The organism is Dulcicalothrix desertica PCC 7102, assembly GCF_003991905.1.
Lineage (GTDB): Bacteria > Cyanobacteriota > Cyanobacteriia > Cyanobacteriales > Nostocaceae > Dulcicalothrix > Dulcicalothrix desertica.
On the sequence record NZ_RSCL01000001.1, the window covers coordinates 417,940 to 436,546 of the forward strand.

General features: G+C 39.1%; 16 protein-coding genes. 11 read left to right on the forward strand and 5 right to left on the reverse strand.

What is annotated here, in order from left to right; genetic code table 11:
• The first annotated feature begins 104 nt into the window (after window positions 1–104).
• The 4 genes from DSM106972_RS01800 (at window position 105) to DSM106972_RS01815 (ending at window position 6,454) form a co-directional block, all read left to right on the forward strand.
• Complete coding sequence (locus DSM106972_RS01800; protein WP_127078259.1) at window positions 105–983, forward strand: MBL fold metallo-hydrolase; 879 nt, start codon at window positions 105–107, stop codon at window positions 981–983.
• A gap of 358 nt (window positions 984–1,341) precedes the next feature.
• Window positions 1,342–3,546 (forward strand): CBS domain-containing protein, encoded by a 2,205-nt coding sequence (locus tag DSM106972_RS01805; protein WP_127078261.1) that lies wholly within the window; start codon window positions 1,342–1,344, stop codon window positions 3,544–3,546.
• A gap of 152 nt (window positions 3,547–3,698) precedes the next feature.
• Entirely contained in the window at window positions 3,699–5,000 is a 1,302-nt protein-coding gene (locus DSM106972_RS01810) for a protein kinase domain-containing protein (protein ID WP_127078263.1), read from the forward strand.
• Window positions 4,997–6,454 carry an RDD family protein gene (locus DSM106972_RS01815; RefSeq protein ID WP_127078265.1) on the forward strand — a complete coding sequence of 486 codons (1,458 nt, stop codon included), beginning with the start codon at window positions 4,997–4,999 and terminating at the stop codon, window positions 6,452–6,454. Before DSM106972_RS01810 ends, DSM106972_RS01815 begins: the two co-directional genes overlap by 4 nt.
• Here DSM106972_RS01815 and DSM106972_RS01820 read toward each other — a convergent pair.
• Window positions 6,451–8,142: a potassium channel family protein gene (locus DSM106972_RS01820; RefSeq protein ID WP_127078267.1), complete on the reverse strand. Its 1,692-nt coding sequence runs from the start codon at window positions 8,140–8,142 to the stop codon at window positions 6,451–6,453. The two genes, DSM106972_RS01815 and DSM106972_RS01820, sit on opposite strands and share 4 nt — an antisense overlap.
• Window positions 8,143–8,491: 349 nt before the next feature.
• Here DSM106972_RS01820 and DSM106972_RS01825 point away from each other — a divergent pair, with 349 nt between their 5' ends.
• The 3 genes from DSM106972_RS01825 to DSM106972_RS01835 all read left to right on the forward strand — a co-directional run bounded on the left by DSM106972_RS01825 (window position 8,492) and on the right by DSM106972_RS01835 (window position 9,699).
• Window positions 8,492–8,965, forward strand: a complete 474-nt coding sequence (locus tag DSM106972_RS01825) for a DUF2500 domain-containing protein (protein WP_127078269.1) — start codon at window positions 8,492–8,494, stop codon at window positions 8,963–8,965.
• 155 nt (window positions 8,966–9,120) lie between these two features.
• Entirely contained in the window at window positions 9,121–9,375 is a 255-nt protein-coding gene (locus tag DSM106972_RS52425; protein WP_201800662.1) for a hypothetical protein, read from the forward strand.
• Window positions 9,376–9,402: 27 nt separating this feature from the next.
• Complete coding sequence (locus DSM106972_RS01835; protein ID WP_127078271.1) at window positions 9,403–9,699, forward strand: hypothetical protein; 297 nt, start codon at window positions 9,403–9,405, stop codon at window positions 9,697–9,699.
• 99 nt (window positions 9,700–9,798) lie between these two features.
• Here the strand turns inward: DSM106972_RS01835 and DSM106972_RS01840 are convergent, their stop codons facing one another.
• Window positions 9,799–12,321, reverse strand: a complete 2,523-nt coding sequence (locus DSM106972_RS01840) for a sigma 54-interacting transcriptional regulator (RefSeq protein WP_127078273.1) — start codon at window positions 12,319–12,321, stop codon at window positions 9,799–9,801.
• Between the two features lie 336 nt (window positions 12,322–12,657).
• On the opposite strand from DSM106972_RS01840, the gene efp reads away from it, so the two are divergent.
• The 3 genes from efp to DSM106972_RS01855 all read left to right on the forward strand — a co-directional run bounded on the left by efp (window position 12,658) and on the right by DSM106972_RS01855 (window position 14,363).
• A complete protein-coding gene (gene efp, locus DSM106972_RS01845) occupies window positions 12,658–13,215 on the forward strand; it encodes an elongation factor P (protein WP_019493184.1) in 558 nt (185 codons plus the stop codon).
• 207 nt (window positions 13,216–13,422) lie between these two features.
• Window positions 13,423–13,953 carry an acetyl-CoA carboxylase biotin carboxyl carrier protein gene (gene accB, locus DSM106972_RS01850; RefSeq protein ID WP_127079105.1) on the forward strand — a complete coding sequence of 177 codons (531 nt, stop codon included), beginning with the start codon at window positions 13,423–13,425 and terminating at the stop codon, window positions 13,951–13,953.
• Between the two features lie 65 nt (window positions 13,954–14,018).
• A complete protein-coding gene (locus DSM106972_RS01855) occupies window positions 14,019–14,363 on the forward strand; it encodes an ArsR/SmtB family transcription factor (protein WP_127078275.1) in 345 nt (114 codons plus the stop codon).
• A 54-nt stretch (window positions 14,364–14,417) separates the two neighbouring features.
• Here the strand turns inward: DSM106972_RS01855 and DSM106972_RS01860 are convergent, their stop codons facing one another.
• From DSM106972_RS01860 to DSM106972_RS01870, 3 genes are all read right to left on the reverse strand, one after another.
• The gene (locus tag DSM106972_RS01860) at window positions 14,418–15,032 is read right to left on the reverse strand and encodes a GerMN domain-containing protein (RefSeq protein WP_127078277.1); all 615 of its coding nucleotides are present in this window, start codon (window positions 15,030–15,032) and stop codon (window positions 14,418–14,420) included.
• Window positions 15,033–15,096: 64 nt separating this feature from the next.
• Complete coding sequence (locus tag DSM106972_RS01865) at window positions 15,097–15,894, reverse strand: LmeA family phospholipid-binding protein (protein WP_127078279.1); 798 nt, start codon at window positions 15,892–15,894, stop codon at window positions 15,097–15,099.
• Between the two features lie 368 nt (window positions 15,895–16,262).
• Window positions 16,263–16,805, reverse strand: a complete 543-nt coding sequence (locus tag DSM106972_RS01870) for a GNAT family N-acetyltransferase (RefSeq protein ID WP_127078281.1) — start codon at window positions 16,803–16,805, stop codon at window positions 16,263–16,265.
• An 8-nt stretch (window positions 16,806–16,813) separates the two neighbouring features.
• Here DSM106972_RS01870 and DSM106972_RS01875 point away from each other — a divergent pair, with 8 nt between their 5' ends.
• The gene (locus tag DSM106972_RS01875) at window positions 16,814–18,601 is read left to right on the forward strand and encodes an ABC transporter ATP-binding protein (protein WP_127078283.1); all 1,788 of its coding nucleotides are present in this window, start codon (window positions 16,814–16,816) and stop codon (window positions 18,599–18,601) included.
• The last annotated feature ends 6 nt before the right edge of the window (window positions 18,602–18,607 follow it).

Here is an 18,607-nt window from a genome sequence, read left to right on the forward strand (position 1 = left end):
TGTCTGTACTTTTAGATAGATTTTTGAATTCAATGCAATGTCGTTATGAGTTTGGTTTTGTTAGGATGGGTTTTTAGGGAAGGACTGAAGTCCTTATTACCGAGATGGCACATTTGGAAGGAAGGCGCCCAGAAAATGTCAGTGGTGATTTTTATGTTGATACGAGTTGCATTGATTGCGATACTTGTCGGTGGATGGCGCCTAGTGTATTTGTGGAGGATGGTGAACAGTCGGCTGTTTTTCATCAGCCTGAAAATGATGTTGAAAGAAGAATGGCGCTTCAAGCTTTGTTAGCTTGTCCTACCGGTTCGATAGGGACTGTGGAGAAACCGCGAGATATTAAAGAGGCACAACAGAGTTTTCCTATACTTGTAGAAGATAATGTTTACCATTGTGGGTATCATTCGGAAAATTCTTATGGCGCCGCGAGTTACTTGATTGTGTTACCAGAGGGAAATATATTAGTAGACTCTCCTCGGTTTACTCCACCGTTAGTCAAGCGACTTGAGGAACTGGGAGGAATTCGCTATATGTATTTAACACACCGTGATGATGTAGCTGACCATAAAAAGTTTGCCGAACATTTCAAGTGTAAGCGGATTCTTCATACTGATGATATTACATCCGGTACAAGGGATGTGGAAATTCAGCTTACAGGTACCGAACCTATAGAGTTGGCGCCGCAGGATTTACTAATTATCCCTGTACCAGGTCATAGTAAAGGGCATACAGTTTTACTATACAAGAACAAGTTCCTATTTACTGGTGACCACCTAGCATGGTCAGAAACAAATCATCAACTCATAGCTTTTCGTGACTACTGCTGGTACTCATACTCAGAACAAATTAAATCAATGCGTCGTGTTGCTGAGTATACATTTGAATGGGTTTTACCTGGTCACGGTCGTAGGTATCATGCAGACCCAGAAACAATGCTTTCTCAGATGCAAAAATGCCTAACCTGGATGGAAACACTATCGTAATAAGCACTTTAGTGCTTGTAAGTTGGCTTTTCACCCAACTTACTTTATCGTATTATTCCTTTTAGCGGTAAACATTATTACCTTATTAGTCGCAGAGGGCACAGAGAACAGAGACCTAAGATAGGCGCCTACTTAAAAGAATTAATGATATATTATATTTTTTTCATAAAACGGGTTACACAATGTTTATATATTGTGATAAGCTATACACACATTTAAAGTGTGATGTTTCCCATTCATATTTATTTTGATAATAATAATTCTCTATATTAAGCAATAAAATTAACATCAAGAACGCAAATTATTTGAAATAGTTTGGGTGCGTTGAAAAAACAAATGAAATTAATATAAATGCTTTATGATAGGTTACGAAAAACGTTCGGTTGTTAACCATCATGTACTCACCGCTACGCCAAATATTACTGTATTTGAAGCGCTGAGTTTGATGAGCTATAACCACAGTGATTATTTATTTATAGTTAATCAAAATCAAGCAAGCAATGCATCAGCCAGAAAATTAATAGGAATATTTACAGAAAGAGATTTGGTACAACTCGCTGCAAACCAAACGGATTTAAATAGCATCACAATTGATAGTGTGATGAATCAAAAAATAGTTAATATTACAGAAATAGAATCACAAGATATATTTATAGCGCTGACTAAGTTTCGTAACCACAAAATTCACCATCTTCCTGTAGTAGATAACGAAAATAATTTAATCGGAGTAATTACCCCGCAAACTATTCGAGAAATTATTCAACCACTCGATTTACTTAGGCAAAAGCGGGTTTCAGAAGTGATGACACCTAATGTAGTTAGCTTAACTGCAAACGCTTCTATTTTGGAATTAACGCAAACTATGGCTCAACAACAAGTTTGTTGTGTTGTAATTGTTGAGGATACAGTTGCTAAAATTCCACTTGGAATTATTACCGAACACGATATTGTCGAGTTTTGCAATCAGAAATTAGATTTGACGACAAAAGTCTCAACACTGATAAATAAACCCTTACTCCAAATAAAAGCATTTGATTCGATGTGGAATGCGAATCAAATTATGCAAACACGTCAAGTTCAGCACTTAGTTGTTACAGACGACAAAAATTATTTAGTTGGACTCATTACTCAAACCCAAATATTAGAAGCGATTAATTATGTAGAACTTTTACAAACAGTAGAAACATTACAAGATATTGTGGAAGAACAAACATCAGAATTAAACAAATTAAACAAGCAATTACAGCGTGAAGTTAAGCATCGCAAGCTTTATGAAGCTAAGTTACGCTCTTCCGAAGAGCAAATGCGGGCATTGTTTGAGGCAATGAGCGATATTATATTAATAGTAAATATAGACGGTGCCAAAGTTGGAGCAGTTCAAATACTACCAACTTATTACGGTTATGAAGAAGAATTCAAAATTAATTTAGCTGCTGAAATGGTTGAATGCTTTCATAAACAGCAAACGGCGCCTTTGTGGTTAGAGAAAGTTTCCGAAGCATTACGAAAAAAGCAAATTATCAATTTAGATTATAGCTTAGAGTGTGATAATAGCGAAAGATGGTTTAGTGCAAATATTTCTCCAATTGCAGAAAATAAAGTTTTATGGGTAGCGCGCGATATTAGTAGACATAAATATCTTGAAGTTGCTTTACAAATTAGTGAAACTCAAGAACGTCAAAAAGCACAACAACTCGAAGTAGCTTTAACCGAACTCAAGCGTGCAGAAGTTAAATTAATCTTAGATGAAAAAATGGCTTCGTTAGGTCGCATGGTTGGAGGTATTGCTCACGAAATTAATAACCCTAATAATTTTATCTATGCCAATATTCAACCAGCGAATGAATATGCCCAAGAACTTCTCAACTTAGTAAAATCGTATCAGTTACACTATCCTCAGCCTGTTCCAGAAATTAGCCAACAACAAGCAGCAATAGATTTAGAATATATTAGCCAAGATTTTCCTAAATTGCTTGGTTCAATCCAAGAAGGCGCCGAACGTATTAGTAAAATAGTTAAGTTATTACAGGCTTTTTCTAGCACAGACAACCCTAAGTATAAAAAAATTAATATACATGAAAGTCTTGACACCGTAGTGCAGCTTTTGCAACATCGTCTTAAATCACAATCACACCGTTCATCGATTCAAATAATTAAAGAATACAACTTAAAGACAAGTGTAGAATGCTACCCTGGTCAAATTACCCAAGTATTCATCAGTATAATTGCAAACGCAATTGATGCTATCGAAGAAAAGATTAAAAAAAGTACCAATATAGAGTTACAAAGTATACATCCATTTATTCGGATTATAACACAGCTTACAAATCAACATGCTGTGATTAGAATCTCTAACAATGGCGCCATCATCAAATCAGAAATTATATCTAAAATATTTGACCCATTTTTTACAACAAAGGCGCCGGGTCAAGGAACAGGTTTAGGTTTATCGATTTGCTATAAAATCATTTCAGATGCACATCACGGTCAAATTAGTTGCCATTCTGCCGAAGGACAAGATACCGAGTTTGTTATTAGCTTACCCACCCAACAACGTTTGTAGGTTGGGTGGAGGAACGGAACCCAACATTAACCCCAGCATCAACAATTTATAAAAACTTAGCAATCATCTGGATAAAAACACGGTACTATCTGTGTATTAGTATTTGTGCTTTATAAAAAACATAAACTCAGAATCTAGACTTTTATAAAAAAATGTTACAGCAAAACCTAGTTGGAGAGACACTACAGGGACATTACCAAGTAATATCGCAACTAGGAGGTGGTGGTTTTGGAGACACTTTCCTCGCAATTGATACATCTAAGTTTAATCGGCAATGTGTAGTTAAACGTCTCAAACCTCAAAATCAATCTACCATGCAGTGGGTAGAGCAGGCGTTTGAACGCGAAGCTCGGATGTTAGAAGCACTCGGTAGACATCCACGTATTCCTGACTTGTTAGGTTTTTTTCAAGAACAGCAGGAATTCTTTTTAGTCCAAGAGTTTATTAATGGGGATAATCTCAGGTCACATTTAATACGTGGGCAACAATGGGATGAGAACAGAGTTATTTTTATACTGCAAAATATTTTAGAAGTTCTTGAGTTCGTTCATCAACATGAAGTCGTGCATCGCGATATTAAACCTGATAACTTGATACTGCAAAAGCCGAATAATCAAATCGTTTTAATTGACTTCGGCGCCGTCAAACAAATTAGTACGCAAGTATTTAATACTCAAGGGCAAGTAGCATCAACAACGTATGTTGTGGGTACACAAGGTTACATGCCAATAGAACAGATGCGTGGGCATCCAATGTTGTGTAGTGATATATACGCAGTGGGGATGATTGGAATTGAAGCATTAACGGGTGTGTTTCCGCACGAGTTAGGTACTGACCCGAACACGTTTGAAGTAATTTGGCGCCCACGAGTATTGGTATCAGAAGATTTTGCGCGCGTTTTAAGTACCATGACAGCTTATCATCCGTCGCAACGCTATCAAAACGCAACCCTTGCTTTACAGGCAATTCGTGAACTGACGCAAACAGTTTTACCATCAAGTGTCAGACAAACTCCACCACCACAGGTAATCAATTCGACTGTCCCTAATATTCGCTATGCAGGTTTTTCAACGCGGTTTGCCGCAGATATAATTGATAAGACAATTTTGATAATTGCCAGCTTTATATTTGATTTTATGACAAACGGCGCCGCAAATGCTGATGGGTTTTGGGGTAGATTATTTTTTTACTATATAGTTATTGGGTTTGTTTATGCCACAGTAATGGAAAGCTCTGCAATTCAGGGAACTGTAGGTAAAATGCTTTTGGGTATTGCGGTTACAGATGCTTCGGGAAATAGAATTACTTTTGAGCAATCAGCCAAAAGATACTTCTCGAAAATTTTATCATATATAACATTTTTGTTTGGCTTTTTTATTGCTGGATTTACGACTAAAAAACAAACTTTACACGATATTGTTTCCAAATCTTTAGTAATTAGGAAATCAAGATGACTACAATATCAACAACTCACTATGCCAGTATCGGTAAAAGATTTGTTGCTGTATTAATCGATAGTCTTTTACTACAAGTAGTGTTCTTTATCGCTTATGGCAAACCACCTATTGGTGAAGAATTATCTACACCCAAGGGAATAGCGGCAAATGTATTAGCAACGTTAATTGGTTGGGTATATTTTGCAGTTATGGAAAGTTCATCACTGCAAGCAACTTTTGGAAAACGCTTACTATCGATTATTGTCACCGATACGGATGGGAAAAAAATATCTTTTGGTCGCGCGACGCTCAGATATTTAGCAAAATCTTTGTGGTTAATTATTTTTATTTTTGCACTAATTGTTGCCGTTAGGTCACAAACTATTAGTGCAGGCAAAGCAAACACTGCTTACTTAGCTTTTGCCGGATTGTTAATTTTGGTATCTCTCGGTGTTGCTCTTGTTGGTTATTTAATGGTATTTTTCACGCCAGAAAAGCAAGCGCTTCACGATATGATTGCTCGATGTGTAGTAGTTAACGGTGGTGGAGAACCAGTCAACATACCTTGGAAATCTTTAATTGCTCTAGCTGTGGGTTACATTATTTTAGGCCGTGTTGTGGTTGGACAATTACCTGGTACAGCTTCCACAAATACTGTATCTCCTATATCATCAAACACTCAAACGGCGCCAACGAATACTCCAACACCATTACCTAATATACTTAGTGAAAACAATAATCAGCAAAATCCACTCTTTGGAGAACTACTACCAGCAAACACCACTATATACGGAGTGTGGGAGCTAAACTTTGCCAACGGTGTTGTACAACATCAAGCTTTATTATCAATGCGGGGTACATCTGGTTTAATGGCCGTTAGGTTTCCTGGTGATAATGGTGTAACTCAGACTGTCCGACAAAATATGACGCTTTGGTCTTCTGCTAAGGGATTGGTTTTAGTCGGTAATAACCCAATTGATGTTAAAACTAACACTCCTAATCTTACTTACGCACCTGATAACTTTTTAATTGCCACACGACCAGATAACTCAGTTGTTCTGCGTAATTACTCGTTAAGTGGCGCCAATAAGTCACTAACTGAGTCTCCTGTAGAAAGAAAGTTTCTTGGTTATCCTTCTATAGGGATTAATATGGTGGAACTTACACCTGAGAAACGAAACGAAGTGAATCAAAAGAGTAATTTACCTTTCCAAGTAACTACAGATAATGGTGTTTTGGTTTTGAGTGTAAATGCTAATTCGACAGCTTCGCGAAGTGGTGTTAAGCCTGGAGATGTGATATTGAGCATTAATGGTAATAATGTGAGTAATCTTAAGCAGGTGCAAAATGCTATTCAGTCTAGTGGTCTGGATACGGTGTTGAATTTTAATGTTGATAGAAATGGTGAAAATGTATCTTTGAGGGTTTCGGTTGGGTGTTGTTACAATCCACAGCAATCTACAAAACCTTAGTACTCAGCACTCATTACTGAATTATGGCGCCAAAGCATGTGTAATTTAGTAGCGGGCATGGTTAGATATAGAATGTCTCCTGGGCATAAATTGGTTTTGAGTAAATCCCAACCGTGTAATGTTTGATTATTGGTTTCAAGGTATAGGGGTACGCAGTCGGCTAACATTGCAGCATCTTGAACTTTTAGACAGCAGAAGGGATGGGTAATAGATATGGAAGTTGCTAAAGCTACCCAAAGACTATCTCTGGTAATACCGTTACCGAGAATGCGTCCACCCAAACTAGCAGCAGCAAATGCAGGCGCCGCGAGTTCTGCGGGACTCAGTACTGCGTCAAAGTCAAATACCTGCTGTGCCATTCTCGCAAAGTCTGGGTCTGCGTAGCGAACTATTATTGGTGCAGTTGGTTTAATCCCTTTAGCATTTAGGGCTATTTCTAAATTAGTGGCATCGTTACCACTAACTGCTAATAGTGCTGCTGCAGTTTCTAAATTGGCACCAGAGAGCATCGTTGGAAAAGTTGCATCACCGTTAATTACTGGTATTCCCCATCTGCGAGCGTTATTAACAAAGCGGTTGTTTGCGTCGGGTTCAATAACAACTACTTCGTGTCCGCTTTCATGCAGAGTTTGAACAATTTTTATACCAGTACCGCTGAGTCCACATACTATATAGTGGTTACGTGGAGGTACGCGCGCTGCATCTAAGAATTCTCGAAACCTAGTACCCAAAACAAAGTCATTAAGAAGCGCGTATAGTAGACCAATTACGCCGGCGCCTACAAGCATCATAATTACAGTAAATAATTTAATGCTAGTAGAAGCGTGTTCAACAACTTTATCGTTACCACCGGCGCCTGTTATCATCCCTACGGCAAAATACAATGCATCAACAATTGAAACATTAGTACTGGTATACGTATAAATAAACGTGGCAAACAGAACAATAGCTGCAAGTGCTGTAGTCATAGCAATTAGCGGGCTAGCATGTTCTTGGAAGCGCTGTATGTTAGTGATGATTTTGAGAAATTTAGCAATTATTGACCTGCGCTTCGAGCGTACTTTTGGTTTAGTGCCAACAATAATTCTGTCCCCTTCGCGCAAACGTCGTCTTTCTAAAACTGCTGAAACTAAATCTTTATCGCCATCTACAGGTAAATAATAAATTAGCATTCGCGAACGATTTTCCCACAAATCATCTATTTGGCGCCCGTGCCAAGGATGTTTGTTATCTATATATTCTTCGTGAATAGGCCAAGTTTGTTCAAACAGCTTGATATGTCCAACCGTTTTACTACCTAATGCAGTAAAAGCAAATACAGGCGCCGCCAAACCTGCGACACTCATACTCATATGGTTGGGCAAAGTTTGGTCAAGACGTTCACCCAAACTAGTATTAAAAAAGCGATTAATAATACGAATATTAGGATTTAAAACGCGCGCTTGCATAGTCACCGACAAATTAATAGCATCATCGGGGCCAGCTATCACCAAAGTGTGCGCGCTTTCAATACCCGCTGCTTTCAACGTCGCAGCAGTATGTAAATTACCAATAATCACATCATGTCCCGTTTCACCAGCAATAGGGCGCTGATGAATACCCACCACCATTGCACCCTGCTGACGGAGTAAACGAAACACTTTATATCCAGTGCGTCCTAAGCCACAAACAATAATACGTGGTTTCATAATCAGCAGCAATAGTAAAGAGAAGCTGCCTCAAATATTGATTATTAATATTTTTACTTGCTTCTAAAAAAACTTGCTGTAGCTGTAAACACTTAATCTGAAAGGGTAAATTTCTCTTGTCTTATCTTGTGGAACTAATTTTATTGTGGAACGGGCATCCCTGCCCGTTAATTAAAAAAGTAGCTTGATAGTTAATTTGATACAGTGGCTTGATAGTTGATTTTGTAAGAGGCGGGCTTTCTATGCCCGCTCCACAAGAGTATCTGTAAAAATACTATTCTTATTGCGGAATCAAATTCCCGCATATTGTATATAATTATATACATATAAATATAAGCACATAAACAATATGCCAAACTTATTTATACATAATAACCCTAAGTATATTGTTCCCAACAACAAAACTAATATAGAAACAATTATACTTTCTCAGGTAAATACTCAACCAACCCAACCCTCTAGCTCTGATATACTTTCAATTTTCTCTCTAATTATTCCAATATTTGTCATTGGTATATTTGCCACAGTTTTTGGCTTATTTGGTTTTGCAATTTATAAAGGCATATCCACCGCAGCATATAATAAGAAACAGCCAATAATTAACCGAGAAGCAAAAGTAGTAAGTAAACGACAACATGTTTCAGGAGGAGCAGGAGATACCAGCACATCAACTCATTACTACATCACTTTTGAATTTACTGATGGTAGTCGCGAAGAATTTGCTTTGAATAGTCGTGAATATGGATTAATTGCAGAAGGGGATACAGGGACACTTCATTCACAAGGAACCTGGTATAAAGAATTTAAGCGTCATATAAATTAAGCATGTATTAAGATGATTTCTTAGATATATGGGTATCGAAACATTTAGAAATTCAGCAAATTGCTAACGAGATTGAAAAACGTCGAATAGAACTAGGTAAAACAAGCGGGTTTGAGCGACTTTATCATCGAACAGTGAAATTATATTTTGGAGGGATGGCAAAGCATTTAGCTGATTTAAGATATATTCTACGTCCCGGCGCCCAGCTTGCTTACATAGTTGGCGACCAAAAATCTTTTTTACAAGTGATGATTCGCACAGGTTCGCTTTTAGCTGATATAGCTCAAGGTTTGGGTTATGAAGTAGTTGGAATTGATTTATTTCGTACACGCTTATCAACAACCACAAAAGATACAAATGCGAGAAGAAGTTGTGCTGCTTCGCTGGTCAGGAAAAATGCCATCAAATAGTTACCCTTTTAGTGATAAGCAGTTGTAATGAAACCCTCTAACCGCTACGAACAAATCATAGAGCGCATTTTTCTCTCTAAGTACCAAGAAGGGATGACCGAATTAGATTTTGCGCGTCAAGATATTATAGATGTTGCTCAAGAACTAGGTATAGAGGCACCTAAAAACGTTGGCGATGTGATTTACAGCTTTCGCTATCGAAACATTTTACCTGATTCCATTAAATCAAAAGCTCCTGAAGGATATAGTTGGATAATTCGGTCAGTAGGACGTTCACGTTATCGTTTTATTATCGTTCCAGAACAATTTGTTTTAAATAGATAGTACGTTGATGCACAATAATGCTAATTTTCTCATCCTGTTTACGTTTACGTAGAGACGTTACATGTAACGTCTCTACATATGACGTTTATACGTTAAATATCACAGCACGATTATCTGCCACAAGCTTGCTGTTAAAATTACTGTTGCCAAATGTTGCCAAATTAATATTCGTATGGGTTGGCGCCCTATTTTCTGCGTCAGTACAAAGGCTAAGAATGCTCCTAATATTAATGTGAAACCTTGTAAAAATGCAATTACCGCAGGATGTGCAACTACGACGGGTAAAAATTCACCGTTTACTCCAAAGGTTGCAAATGCTACAGGTAATATACGTCCACCTTCTCCTAAACCTAAGCGTAGATAGTGCGCTAAGTTACCTGCGAGAACTAATGGTAGGTATCCATATGCGAGTTCGATAAATTTACGATTTTTAATCTTTTGAAGTTTAATTATGCTGTATGCGGCAAAGGGGATTAGTATGGGCACTATTAAAGCTAGTAGTGAGAATGCTAAGTGCTGCTGGAATTGACTGAAGTCAATTATTACGATTACGCCGAGTTTTGCTTGTATTTCGGGTAAGCGGTGTAAATATACTCCTCCTAACATTAAAAATAGCAAAGCGACTTCGTATGTATGTGGGATGTGGGAAGTCCATAGTTCTATACCGGGAGGACGTAAGTTAAATTCAACTGAACGATGTGGACATGCTTTTAAACAGGTCATGCACAAAACGCAGTCACGGTTATCTTCGAGTTGGGCAGGATGAGAATATAGCGGACAACCGTTCGTTTCCATTCCTTCACCTTTTTGTGGCCCACCTTTATAACATTGGTAGGTGGTGCAAGTTGCTGAACAAATACCTTGTTGTGCGCGTAGTTCGGTCATGGAGAGTTTCGCGAATAACCCGTTCATTCCTCCAATAGGGCAAAGATAGCGACACCAAAACCTTCTTTCAAAGATAGCTGAAAAAATCATGGCGCCAGCAGTAATAAGTAGCAGCAAGCACCCAGATAAATAAGCGGTGTTTTCTAAATGCCAAAGTTCTTCCCACAGAAATATGAGAGTAAATAAACCATATAGAAACCAACCTCCCCATTTCTCGGCTTTTTCACGTGGCCATTTTTTAAGTTGTCTTGGAAACAGTTTTAGTGAGAGTTTCTGCGTGATTTCACCGTAAATCATGAAAGGGCAAAACGCGCACCATATACGTCCAAGGAAGGGGAATAAAAACAAAAAACCCATCCACCACCACGACCAGAATAAATTTAATACAAAGTTTTTATCGCGCGTTTGTGGACCGAGGAATAAGACCAGGACGATAAAAGCAAACGCGAAAGTCGTAAAACCATAGTTTATTCGGTCTGGGTACCAGTCACTGCGAAGGAATTTTCGTAAATTCGGGTATATATTTAATAGATTGACTCGAAAGCGTTTTTTCTTGGTGTCTGCTGACCAAAAGATTTCTTCGGTTAGTTCATTTTGCTCTTGTGCTTGAACTATTGCCCGTTCAACCAAGTTTTCTAACTCTTTTAAATTGCCAGGAAAGTCATATGACTGTAACCGACGTAGTGCTTCGGGTGTAACACGCGCTTTGGGAATTCCCCGTGCTATTGTGTACAAACTAATATAGTAATCAGCCTGCGCTTTGATATCAGCTTTGCGTACCCGTAATGGTGGTACTTTTATTATTGTTCCAACTGCGCGCTCAACTTGCGGTAATGATTTTTCTGAGACAATGATTATGCGGGCATTACTGACTCGATATTCGATTTCTATTTCTTCGGAGCGGTTTACAGGTTTATAAGTCCCATTCTTGATTAAATTATTTATACTTGGAAAAAGTTCTTTTGGTAATTCTTGAATATTATTTAGAACTAAGGTCCCATTGCCCAAATATTCTAATAGTCCTGGTTTACCACCATACCTGCCAAACAAATCGGCGCCGCTAGTTTGCAGAATACCACAATTAATTTTAATAATAGGCTCACGGCGGTAATTTGAGCCGTAGTGAATTAAAGCGGCAATATTATCTTTTTCTAAACCAGGTTCACCAAAAACTAACACCGACTTACGGTTATTTGCTGCTTCACGAATTTGGGAGCGTAGTTTTGTTGCGTACCTACTGGCGCCAACTATACCACGTTTAGCTTTAGTCACTAAGTATGGACGCAATTCTAACGAACGTTCCTGTTCGTAAGATAAAGCAGAAGCTAACTGCGCTAATTCGTCTTTTAGTAATATATTTCCAGCTTGGGCAATTTCTGGATGTTGATTAATTATTTCGCGGAATTTGTCCCCTGGAACTACCCATAAATGACATTCACTTAGAGTAGTAACTGTGTATTGAGTATCTTGTTGAAGTAAAAACTCTTTGAGATTAACAACAGTACCAGCAAGTAAACCACAACAAGGCGCCGCATTATTAGAGGTGCTACTTGTTTCTATACGACCTTCTTTAATAATGTACAACGCCTCTGGCTGTGTTCCTTCATTTACGAGTTGGGTTTGCTCAGGTACAACTTGTTCTTCGATGACTTCGGCAATAGCATCCAATACCGCAGGGGATAAAATACCTAAAGCTGTGCGTTCCTGTAACCATATCGCAGTATCAGGAGATATCATAATGCGTTCTCCACGGGCGCTGGTGTATCTATTAAATTATCTCGTGGAGCGGCGCCTTAGAACAAACTCAATTTTTTGCAACAAGCGTATACCTTTATTTTTATAAATTGGTGTTTTTTGACTGACTGTAAAAATTATTACTTTATGAGTGTATCTGATATACCCAACTTGTGGGCGCCTTTAGTGCTATTAAGTTTGATTATCCTGGCTGAATAATTTTTTAGCCGTAGTTAATGATAGTCCCCTTACTCTCATACTAAGATGCCAACTAATTAACAATTTTCTCCTTATGAGGGGTACAATAAATGCCGATTGTCTTGAAAATTTGAATGTTTCATGATTTCCAGTAACGATTTTCGCCCTGGTGTCTCAATTGTACTAGACGGGTCTGTATGGCGGGTTGTGGAGTTTCTCCACGTTAAACCAGGTAAAGGCGCCGCTTTTGTACGGACTAAGCTCAAAAATGCTCAAAGTGGTAACACCGTAGAACGAACCTTCCGTGCTGGTGAAACCGTACCGCAGGCAAACCTTGAAAAAAGCACGATGCAGCACACCTATAAAGAAGGTGACGAGTACGTGTTTATGGATATGGAAACCTACGAAGAGGGTAGATTAACTGCACAACAAATTGGCGATAAAGTCAAGTACCTTAAGGAAGGTATGGAAGCGAATGTTGTGCGTTGGAATGAGCAAGTGCTTGATGTTGAACTTCCTAACTCAGTAGTACTCGAAGTCATCGAAACCGACCCAGGTGTTAAAGGTGATACAGCTACGGGTGGTAGTAAACCAGCAAAGTTAGAAACAGGCGCCACGGTAATGGTTCCCTTGTTTATTGCACAAGGAGAGCGCATCCGCATTGATACACGCGAAGATAAGTACTTAGGTAGAGAATAAGGTAAATGCCTTAGTACAGATTCTATTTAAAAAAATAGGTCAACTCGAGTACGCTCCTGTTATGTGTCTAGCCGCGAATGTGCCCGGACGGTTCCTTACCGTCTGTGCAATGCGCGCTCAACTACGCGATACATATTTGGAATGGCGCCATTTCAAAATGCGATTTCTACATTCAAACAGAATATTTTAGATGAGGTAATAAAAACTGTGGCATTGGACTTTAGTGAAATCCGCCAATTATTAACAACTATTGCACAAACAGATATTGCCGAAGTAACGCTTAAAAGCGACGACTTTGAGATAACAGTACGTAAAGCTGTTAGTACTCCTCATCAAATGTTGTCTATAGGTCAAGCAGGGTTAGGCAGCACAGGAATAATTTCACAGGCAGCGACACCACAGGTAATAGTGTCACCTCCTGTGGTAGAATCTGTTGCTAATCGCGTGGATGGTGCAACCGCACCCCCAACAAATCCACTCCCGTCCAACGATTCCAAACTCGTTGAAGTAACGTCCCCAATGGTAGGCACATTTTATCGCGCGTCTGCACCTGGGGAAGCTCCTTTTATCGAAGTCGGTGGTCGAGTACGTAAAGGTGATACAGTTTGTATCATCGAAGCCATGAAGCTAATGAATGAAATCGAAGCCGAAATATCTGGCTCTGTGATGGAAATTCTGGTGCAAAATGGCGAACCTGTAGAATATGGTCAACCTCTGGTGCGAATAAATCCCGATTAGGTATTAATCTATATAACGGAGATGTAATTTTCACTAATTCAGTGTAGTCTTGCGGGTCAAACCTGATGAAACAAATGTTGCCTGTACCGCCAGAAGTTGTGCAACAAGTCGCGGAATATTTCAGCTTGCTGAGTGAACCAATGCGGCTAAAGTTGTTGCATCTATTGCGGGATGAAGAAAAATGCGTACAAGAATTGGTGGAGGCAACACAGACGTCTCAGGCAAATGTCTCAAAACACCTGAAGGTGATGTGGCAAGCCGGAATTCTTAGCCGTCGTAGTGAAGGCACCTGTGCCTACTACCGGGTAGAGGATGAAATGATTTTTGAACTTTGCAACCGAGTCTGTGACCGTCTTGCGACCAGACTCGAACAGCAAGCCAAAAACTTTCGCGTCTTAAATACAAAGTGAAAAATTATGGGTGTAGGTATATGGAGAGACGCGACATGTCACGTCTCTACATAATTACAACTGGTAATTTTTAGCAAAGCTGTCACGAGTCAAGGGCTGGTCTAATTCCAAACCTTCCCCACCTAGAACATCCAATTGCTTGCCGTTTACATCAATGTAGACTTTAGCATTGGGGTTCAGGCTAGTGGCAGTATACAAAACTTGTCCCACACGTCCTGTCATCGACGCGCTTCCACCACCACTAGTAAATTCCTCAGATAAATTTACCCGAACAGCATCGTTCTCTATTTTGACTCCTAATACTTTTGTTCCCAATGGAATGGTGCTACTAGTGTCTCCATCATTTTTTGCAGTCAATAAACCATTGAATGCAGCTTGTAGAAATTCCGACGGTTTATCTTTAGATGCTGATACCCTTACTGGTATTGGTACTAATTCTAAATTTCTACCAGTATCTCTAAGCAAGTAGATTTCGGCAGTTTGCTCTGTTGTCGCTGGCGGTTTAGTATTATTCTGGCTAACTCTCTCTTTAGGAGGATTGACAGGCTGAGTATTATTTGTAGCTTGCCATGTTATCCAAGCTACACCAGAACTTACAGCTACAACCGCAGCGGAGACTGCCGCAATTACACCAGAAGAGATACGATTATTTCTTGGCTGTTCTCTCATTTTTTTACCTTCCTTGTCGCTTTGAACCATGAGTATAATGACTATTTACCGCACAAGACGAAACTTATAACCTGACATTCAACCATTTTGAAGAAGGTTCAATTCTTACAAAAGCACCTATTTCTAACTCACTAGCGTTCATATTAAATTTCAGAATTCGCATTATTAAACCGTCAGCTTCCAAGTTACGTAAGTTTAAGCGTTGGTTAAGGTTATTTACTATAACATTTAAAAATCGAGCTGGGACTTGTTCTAAGTTGGCTTTCGCAACTGGATTAGTTAGCTGGATTTTTCCTGCTACTACCGTAATTCCTGTTTCTACCGTTACCAGTAGTGGTTGATTATTACCCTCCTCCAGTATTTCTACTTGTAAATTGACACGCTGATTGGCTAAAAATTTTACTCTAGGGTTAACAATACGGTATATAGGGTTTGATACCGTATTGACTGAACCCATAGAAGCTATGTTCAGTTTACTAATGCGCGATGAGAATGTTTCTGACTGTAAAAGCTTATTAACATCGGCTTCGGTAAGAACCACCCTAAAACCAGCTTGCAAAGGCTGCTTAAGAAAAGGTCGTTTCCCTCTGCTTTGAAGATTAAATTTAATTGCGTCGGTTTCTAACTCCAACGCGGCAATGCGAATATCCTGGCGCCTTAATTGTAGCGAACGTCCAGCAATTCTAACACGGTTAAGTTTTCCTTGTAGCAATTGATGCGTTGGTGCATTATCCACACGCACTTGTAATTGTCCAGAAGTAAACTGCGAACGAATTGCCTTTTCTGCGGTGCGGTCAACCACAAGTCCAACAGGAGTTATTAAACCCAGTAACCCAGACAAAAGTATAGTCAACAATTCCATATTCAGTTAATACGTGCTTTTTATTACATATAGCCTCCAGTAGAGTAGCACTAATAATTAAAATATCAAGTTGAGACAAGGAGATATATACTACTTCATTATGTTTAAGCTTGATTCCGAACAAAGCAGCAAACCCACAAAAATTATCTCTCTTGTGTCTATCTTGTGGAGCGGGCATCCCTGCCCGCCCATAAAAATTTGCAGCCCATAAAAAATTTCAGATCACCAACAACCATAAGTTTTACTGGGACGGGCAAGGATGCCCATCCCACAAGAAGCTATTTGACAAGAAGCTATTTGACAAGAAGCTATCTTACAGAGGTTTCTGTATGTATTTGGACATTTCGGCGCCTATAAGTTTAAATTGCTCACATGGTAAAGCTTTTCAACATCCGCACAACAGGCAAAACTAGCCCATTTTTTAATTCAATATTATATTGTTCCACAGCAACATACCCATGCGATGCATAAAAATGCTCACCTGTCAACGTAGCAACCAATTCAGCACGAGTATAACCTGAAGCAACAATAGCTTCTTCGCAAGCTCTTAAAGTAGCAGTACCAATACCTTTGCGAGCATGGTTAGGGTCTACAAAAAACGCACGAACCCTCGCTGCATCATATTTTGGGTCAAGTAAAGAATATTCATCTATAGTATGAAGTTGGTCGCTACCATATAGCAATTTGCGATAACTCCATCCACCGCATCCAATTATACCAGTATTGTTTTCTACTACAAAATAAGTACTATCTTTGATAAGCTGACTATCAACACCAAAAACAGAACCCAAGGCGCCTTCTCGAAGTTCAAGAGAATAATAATCTTTTTGTAATTGGTGAACTGAATGAGGGATAAGTTCATGTAAAGCAGGAATATCCTGATGCGTAGCTAGACGTAATATCCATTCCATACAGTTTTATGATATTAAACCGCAAAAATAACGGGAAAACACTAACGTTAGACTTTTACCGTAGTCAGGCGCCATTCAAAACTTTACTTCTACTATATCGCCATGATTGGCACAAGCTTTTACTATCACTACTGTTTTATGTAATCAAGCACAGTCCAGAGTGGATACGTCCTGTTGTTTTTGCCAATATTGTTGATATTATCTCTCGACCCCAACAACATCAGTTAACTGAGCTTTGGCTTAACGGCGCCGTTTTAGCTGTATCTATTGTTCAAAATATACCAACTCATTACTGGCATATTATGGCAATGAGCGCGGCAACTCGCCAAATGGAAGTTAATTTACGGTATAGTTTGACACAGCAATTACAGCAACTCAGTATTGGATTTTATAAGCAACGCAGTACTGGTGTATTGCAGTCTAAGCTTTTGCGAGATGTAGAAGAAATTCAAATACTAACTACTTATATTTTTCAGCTTGTACCTGCGGCATTATTAACGATTTTAGTTTCTGTGGTAGTTACTGCGATGCGGGCGCCGTGGTTTTTGTTATTCTTTGTAATTACAATTCCCATTGCAGTAATTTTAGTACAAATTTTGAAGGCGCCGATAACTGAGCGTAACCATAATTTTCGGCGAAAAATTGAAGTAATGTCCGCGCACTTGATTGAGATGATAAAGCTAGTACCTGTGACGCGCGCGCATGGAGTAGAGGCAACTGAGATGGAACGTACAAGTTCGCATTTAATCTCAGTCAAAAAAGCTGCAATGCGGTTAGATGGAATTAATGCAGTTACGGGCGCCTCAAGTTGGGTAATATTGCGGTTGTTTCATGCGGTGTGTCTTGTGACATCAGGTTATTTGGCTTATACAGGTTACGGAGGAATTACCGCAGGTGATGTAGTGTTACTTGCAGGATACTTTGATACACTTACAGGCTCTGTAGTGCAAATACTCACAGTACTACCGCAAATGGGCACGGGGTTTGAGTCAATTCGGTCGATAGGTGAAATATTAGAATGTCCAGATATAGAACTTAATCAAGGTAAGCGTATAGTTGAGCAAGTACAAGGAGAGTTTTTATTCGACGCAGTTAGCTTTGCTTATCCACACAGTTACCATAAAGCGATTGATAATCTTTCTCTTCAAGTAAATACTAATGAGACAATTGCTATTATCGGTTCGAGCGGCGCCGGAAAGTCTACCTTGCTAAATCTTATAATTGGTTTTTTGCGACCAACCGCAGGAAGAATTTATTTAGATGGGCAGGACATGAGCGACTTAGACTTAAGAACTTATCGTCAGTTTATCTCCATAGTCCCCCAAGAGACAATACTATTTGAAGGCACAGTACGCGAGAATATCCTTTACGGGTTACAAGGAGTTAGTGACAAGCAACTAGAACAAACCCTTATTGATGCCAACGCATTAGAATTTATTAATAAATTACCGCAACAACTAGATACCCTTATTGGTGAAAATGGCGTTAAACTTTCGGGAGGTCAACGTCAAAGACTAGCCATCGCACGCGCGTTAATTCGTAACCCCAAAGTATTAATATTAGACGAAGCAACAGCATCAGTAGACACCGCAACCGAAGCATTAATTCAACAAGCACTCGAACGCTTAATGAAAAACCGTACAACCTTTGTAGTAGCTCACCGACTTTCGACTATTCGTAAAGCCGACCGAATAGTAGTATTAGAAAAAGGAAAAATTGTAGAAATTGGTAATCATCATCAACTTTTACAAAACCATAATGGTATGTACGCGCGGTTTAGAGCATTACAAGCCTAAAATTAA

What these genes read in the sequence shown, in the direction of transcription:
- DSM106972_RS01870 (WP_127078281.1), bottom strand. Translation starts at nt 16,805, where the DNA reads ATGGAATGGATATTACGTCTAGCTACGCATCAGGATATTCCTGCTTTA.
- DSM106972_RS01855 (WP_127078275.1), top strand. Translation starts at nt 14,019, where the DNA reads ATGAAACAAATGTTGCCTGTACCGCCAGAAGTTGTGCAACAAGTCGCG.
- DSM106972_RS52425 (WP_201800662.1), top strand. Translation starts at nt 9,121, where the DNA reads ATGGCAAAGCATTTAGCTGATTTAAGATATATTCTACGTCCCGGCGCC.
- DSM106972_RS01800 (WP_127078259.1), top strand. Translation starts at nt 105, where the DNA reads ATGGCACATTTGGAAGGAAGGCGCCCAGAAAATGTCAGTGGTGATTTT.
- DSM106972_RS01825 (WP_127078269.1), top strand. Translation starts at nt 8,492, where the DNA reads ATGCCAAACTTATTTATACATAATAACCCTAAGTATATTGTTCCCAAC.
- efp (WP_019493184.1), top strand. Translation starts at nt 12,658, where the DNA reads ATGATTTCCAGTAACGATTTTCGCCCTGGTGTCTCAATTGTACTAGAC.
- DSM106972_RS01860 (WP_127078277.1), bottom strand. Translation starts at nt 15,032, where the DNA reads ATGAGAGAACAGCCAAGAAATAATCGTATCTCTTCTGGTGTAATTGCG.
- DSM106972_RS01815 (WP_127078265.1), top strand. Translation starts at nt 4,997, where the DNA reads ATGACTACAATATCAACAACTCACTATGCCAGTATCGGTAAAAGATTT.
- DSM106972_RS01810 (WP_127078263.1), top strand. Translation starts at nt 3,699, where the DNA reads ATGTTACAGCAAAACCTAGTTGGAGAGACACTACAGGGACATTACCAA.
- DSM106972_RS01820 (WP_127078267.1), bottom strand. Translation starts at nt 8,142, where the DNA reads ATGAAACCACGTATTATTGTTTGTGGCTTAGGACGCACTGGATATAAA.
- DSM106972_RS01835 (WP_127078271.1), top strand. Translation starts at nt 9,403, where the DNA reads ATGAAACCCTCTAACCGCTACGAACAAATCATAGAGCGCATTTTTCTC.
- DSM106972_RS01840 (WP_127078273.1), bottom strand. Translation starts at nt 12,321, where the DNA reads ATGATATCTCCTGATACTGCGATATGGTTACAGGAACGCACAGCTTTA.
- DSM106972_RS01865 (WP_127078279.1), bottom strand. Translation starts at nt 15,894, where the DNA reads ATGGAATTGTTGACTATACTTTTGTCTGGGTTACTGGGTTTAATAACT.
- DSM106972_RS01805 (WP_127078261.1), top strand. Translation starts at nt 1,342, where the DNA reads ATGATAGGTTACGAAAAACGTTCGGTTGTTAACCATCATGTACTCACC.
- DSM106972_RS01875 (WP_127078283.1), top strand. Translation starts at nt 16,814, where the DNA reads ATGATATTAAACCGCAAAAATAACGGGAAAACACTAACGTTAGACTTT.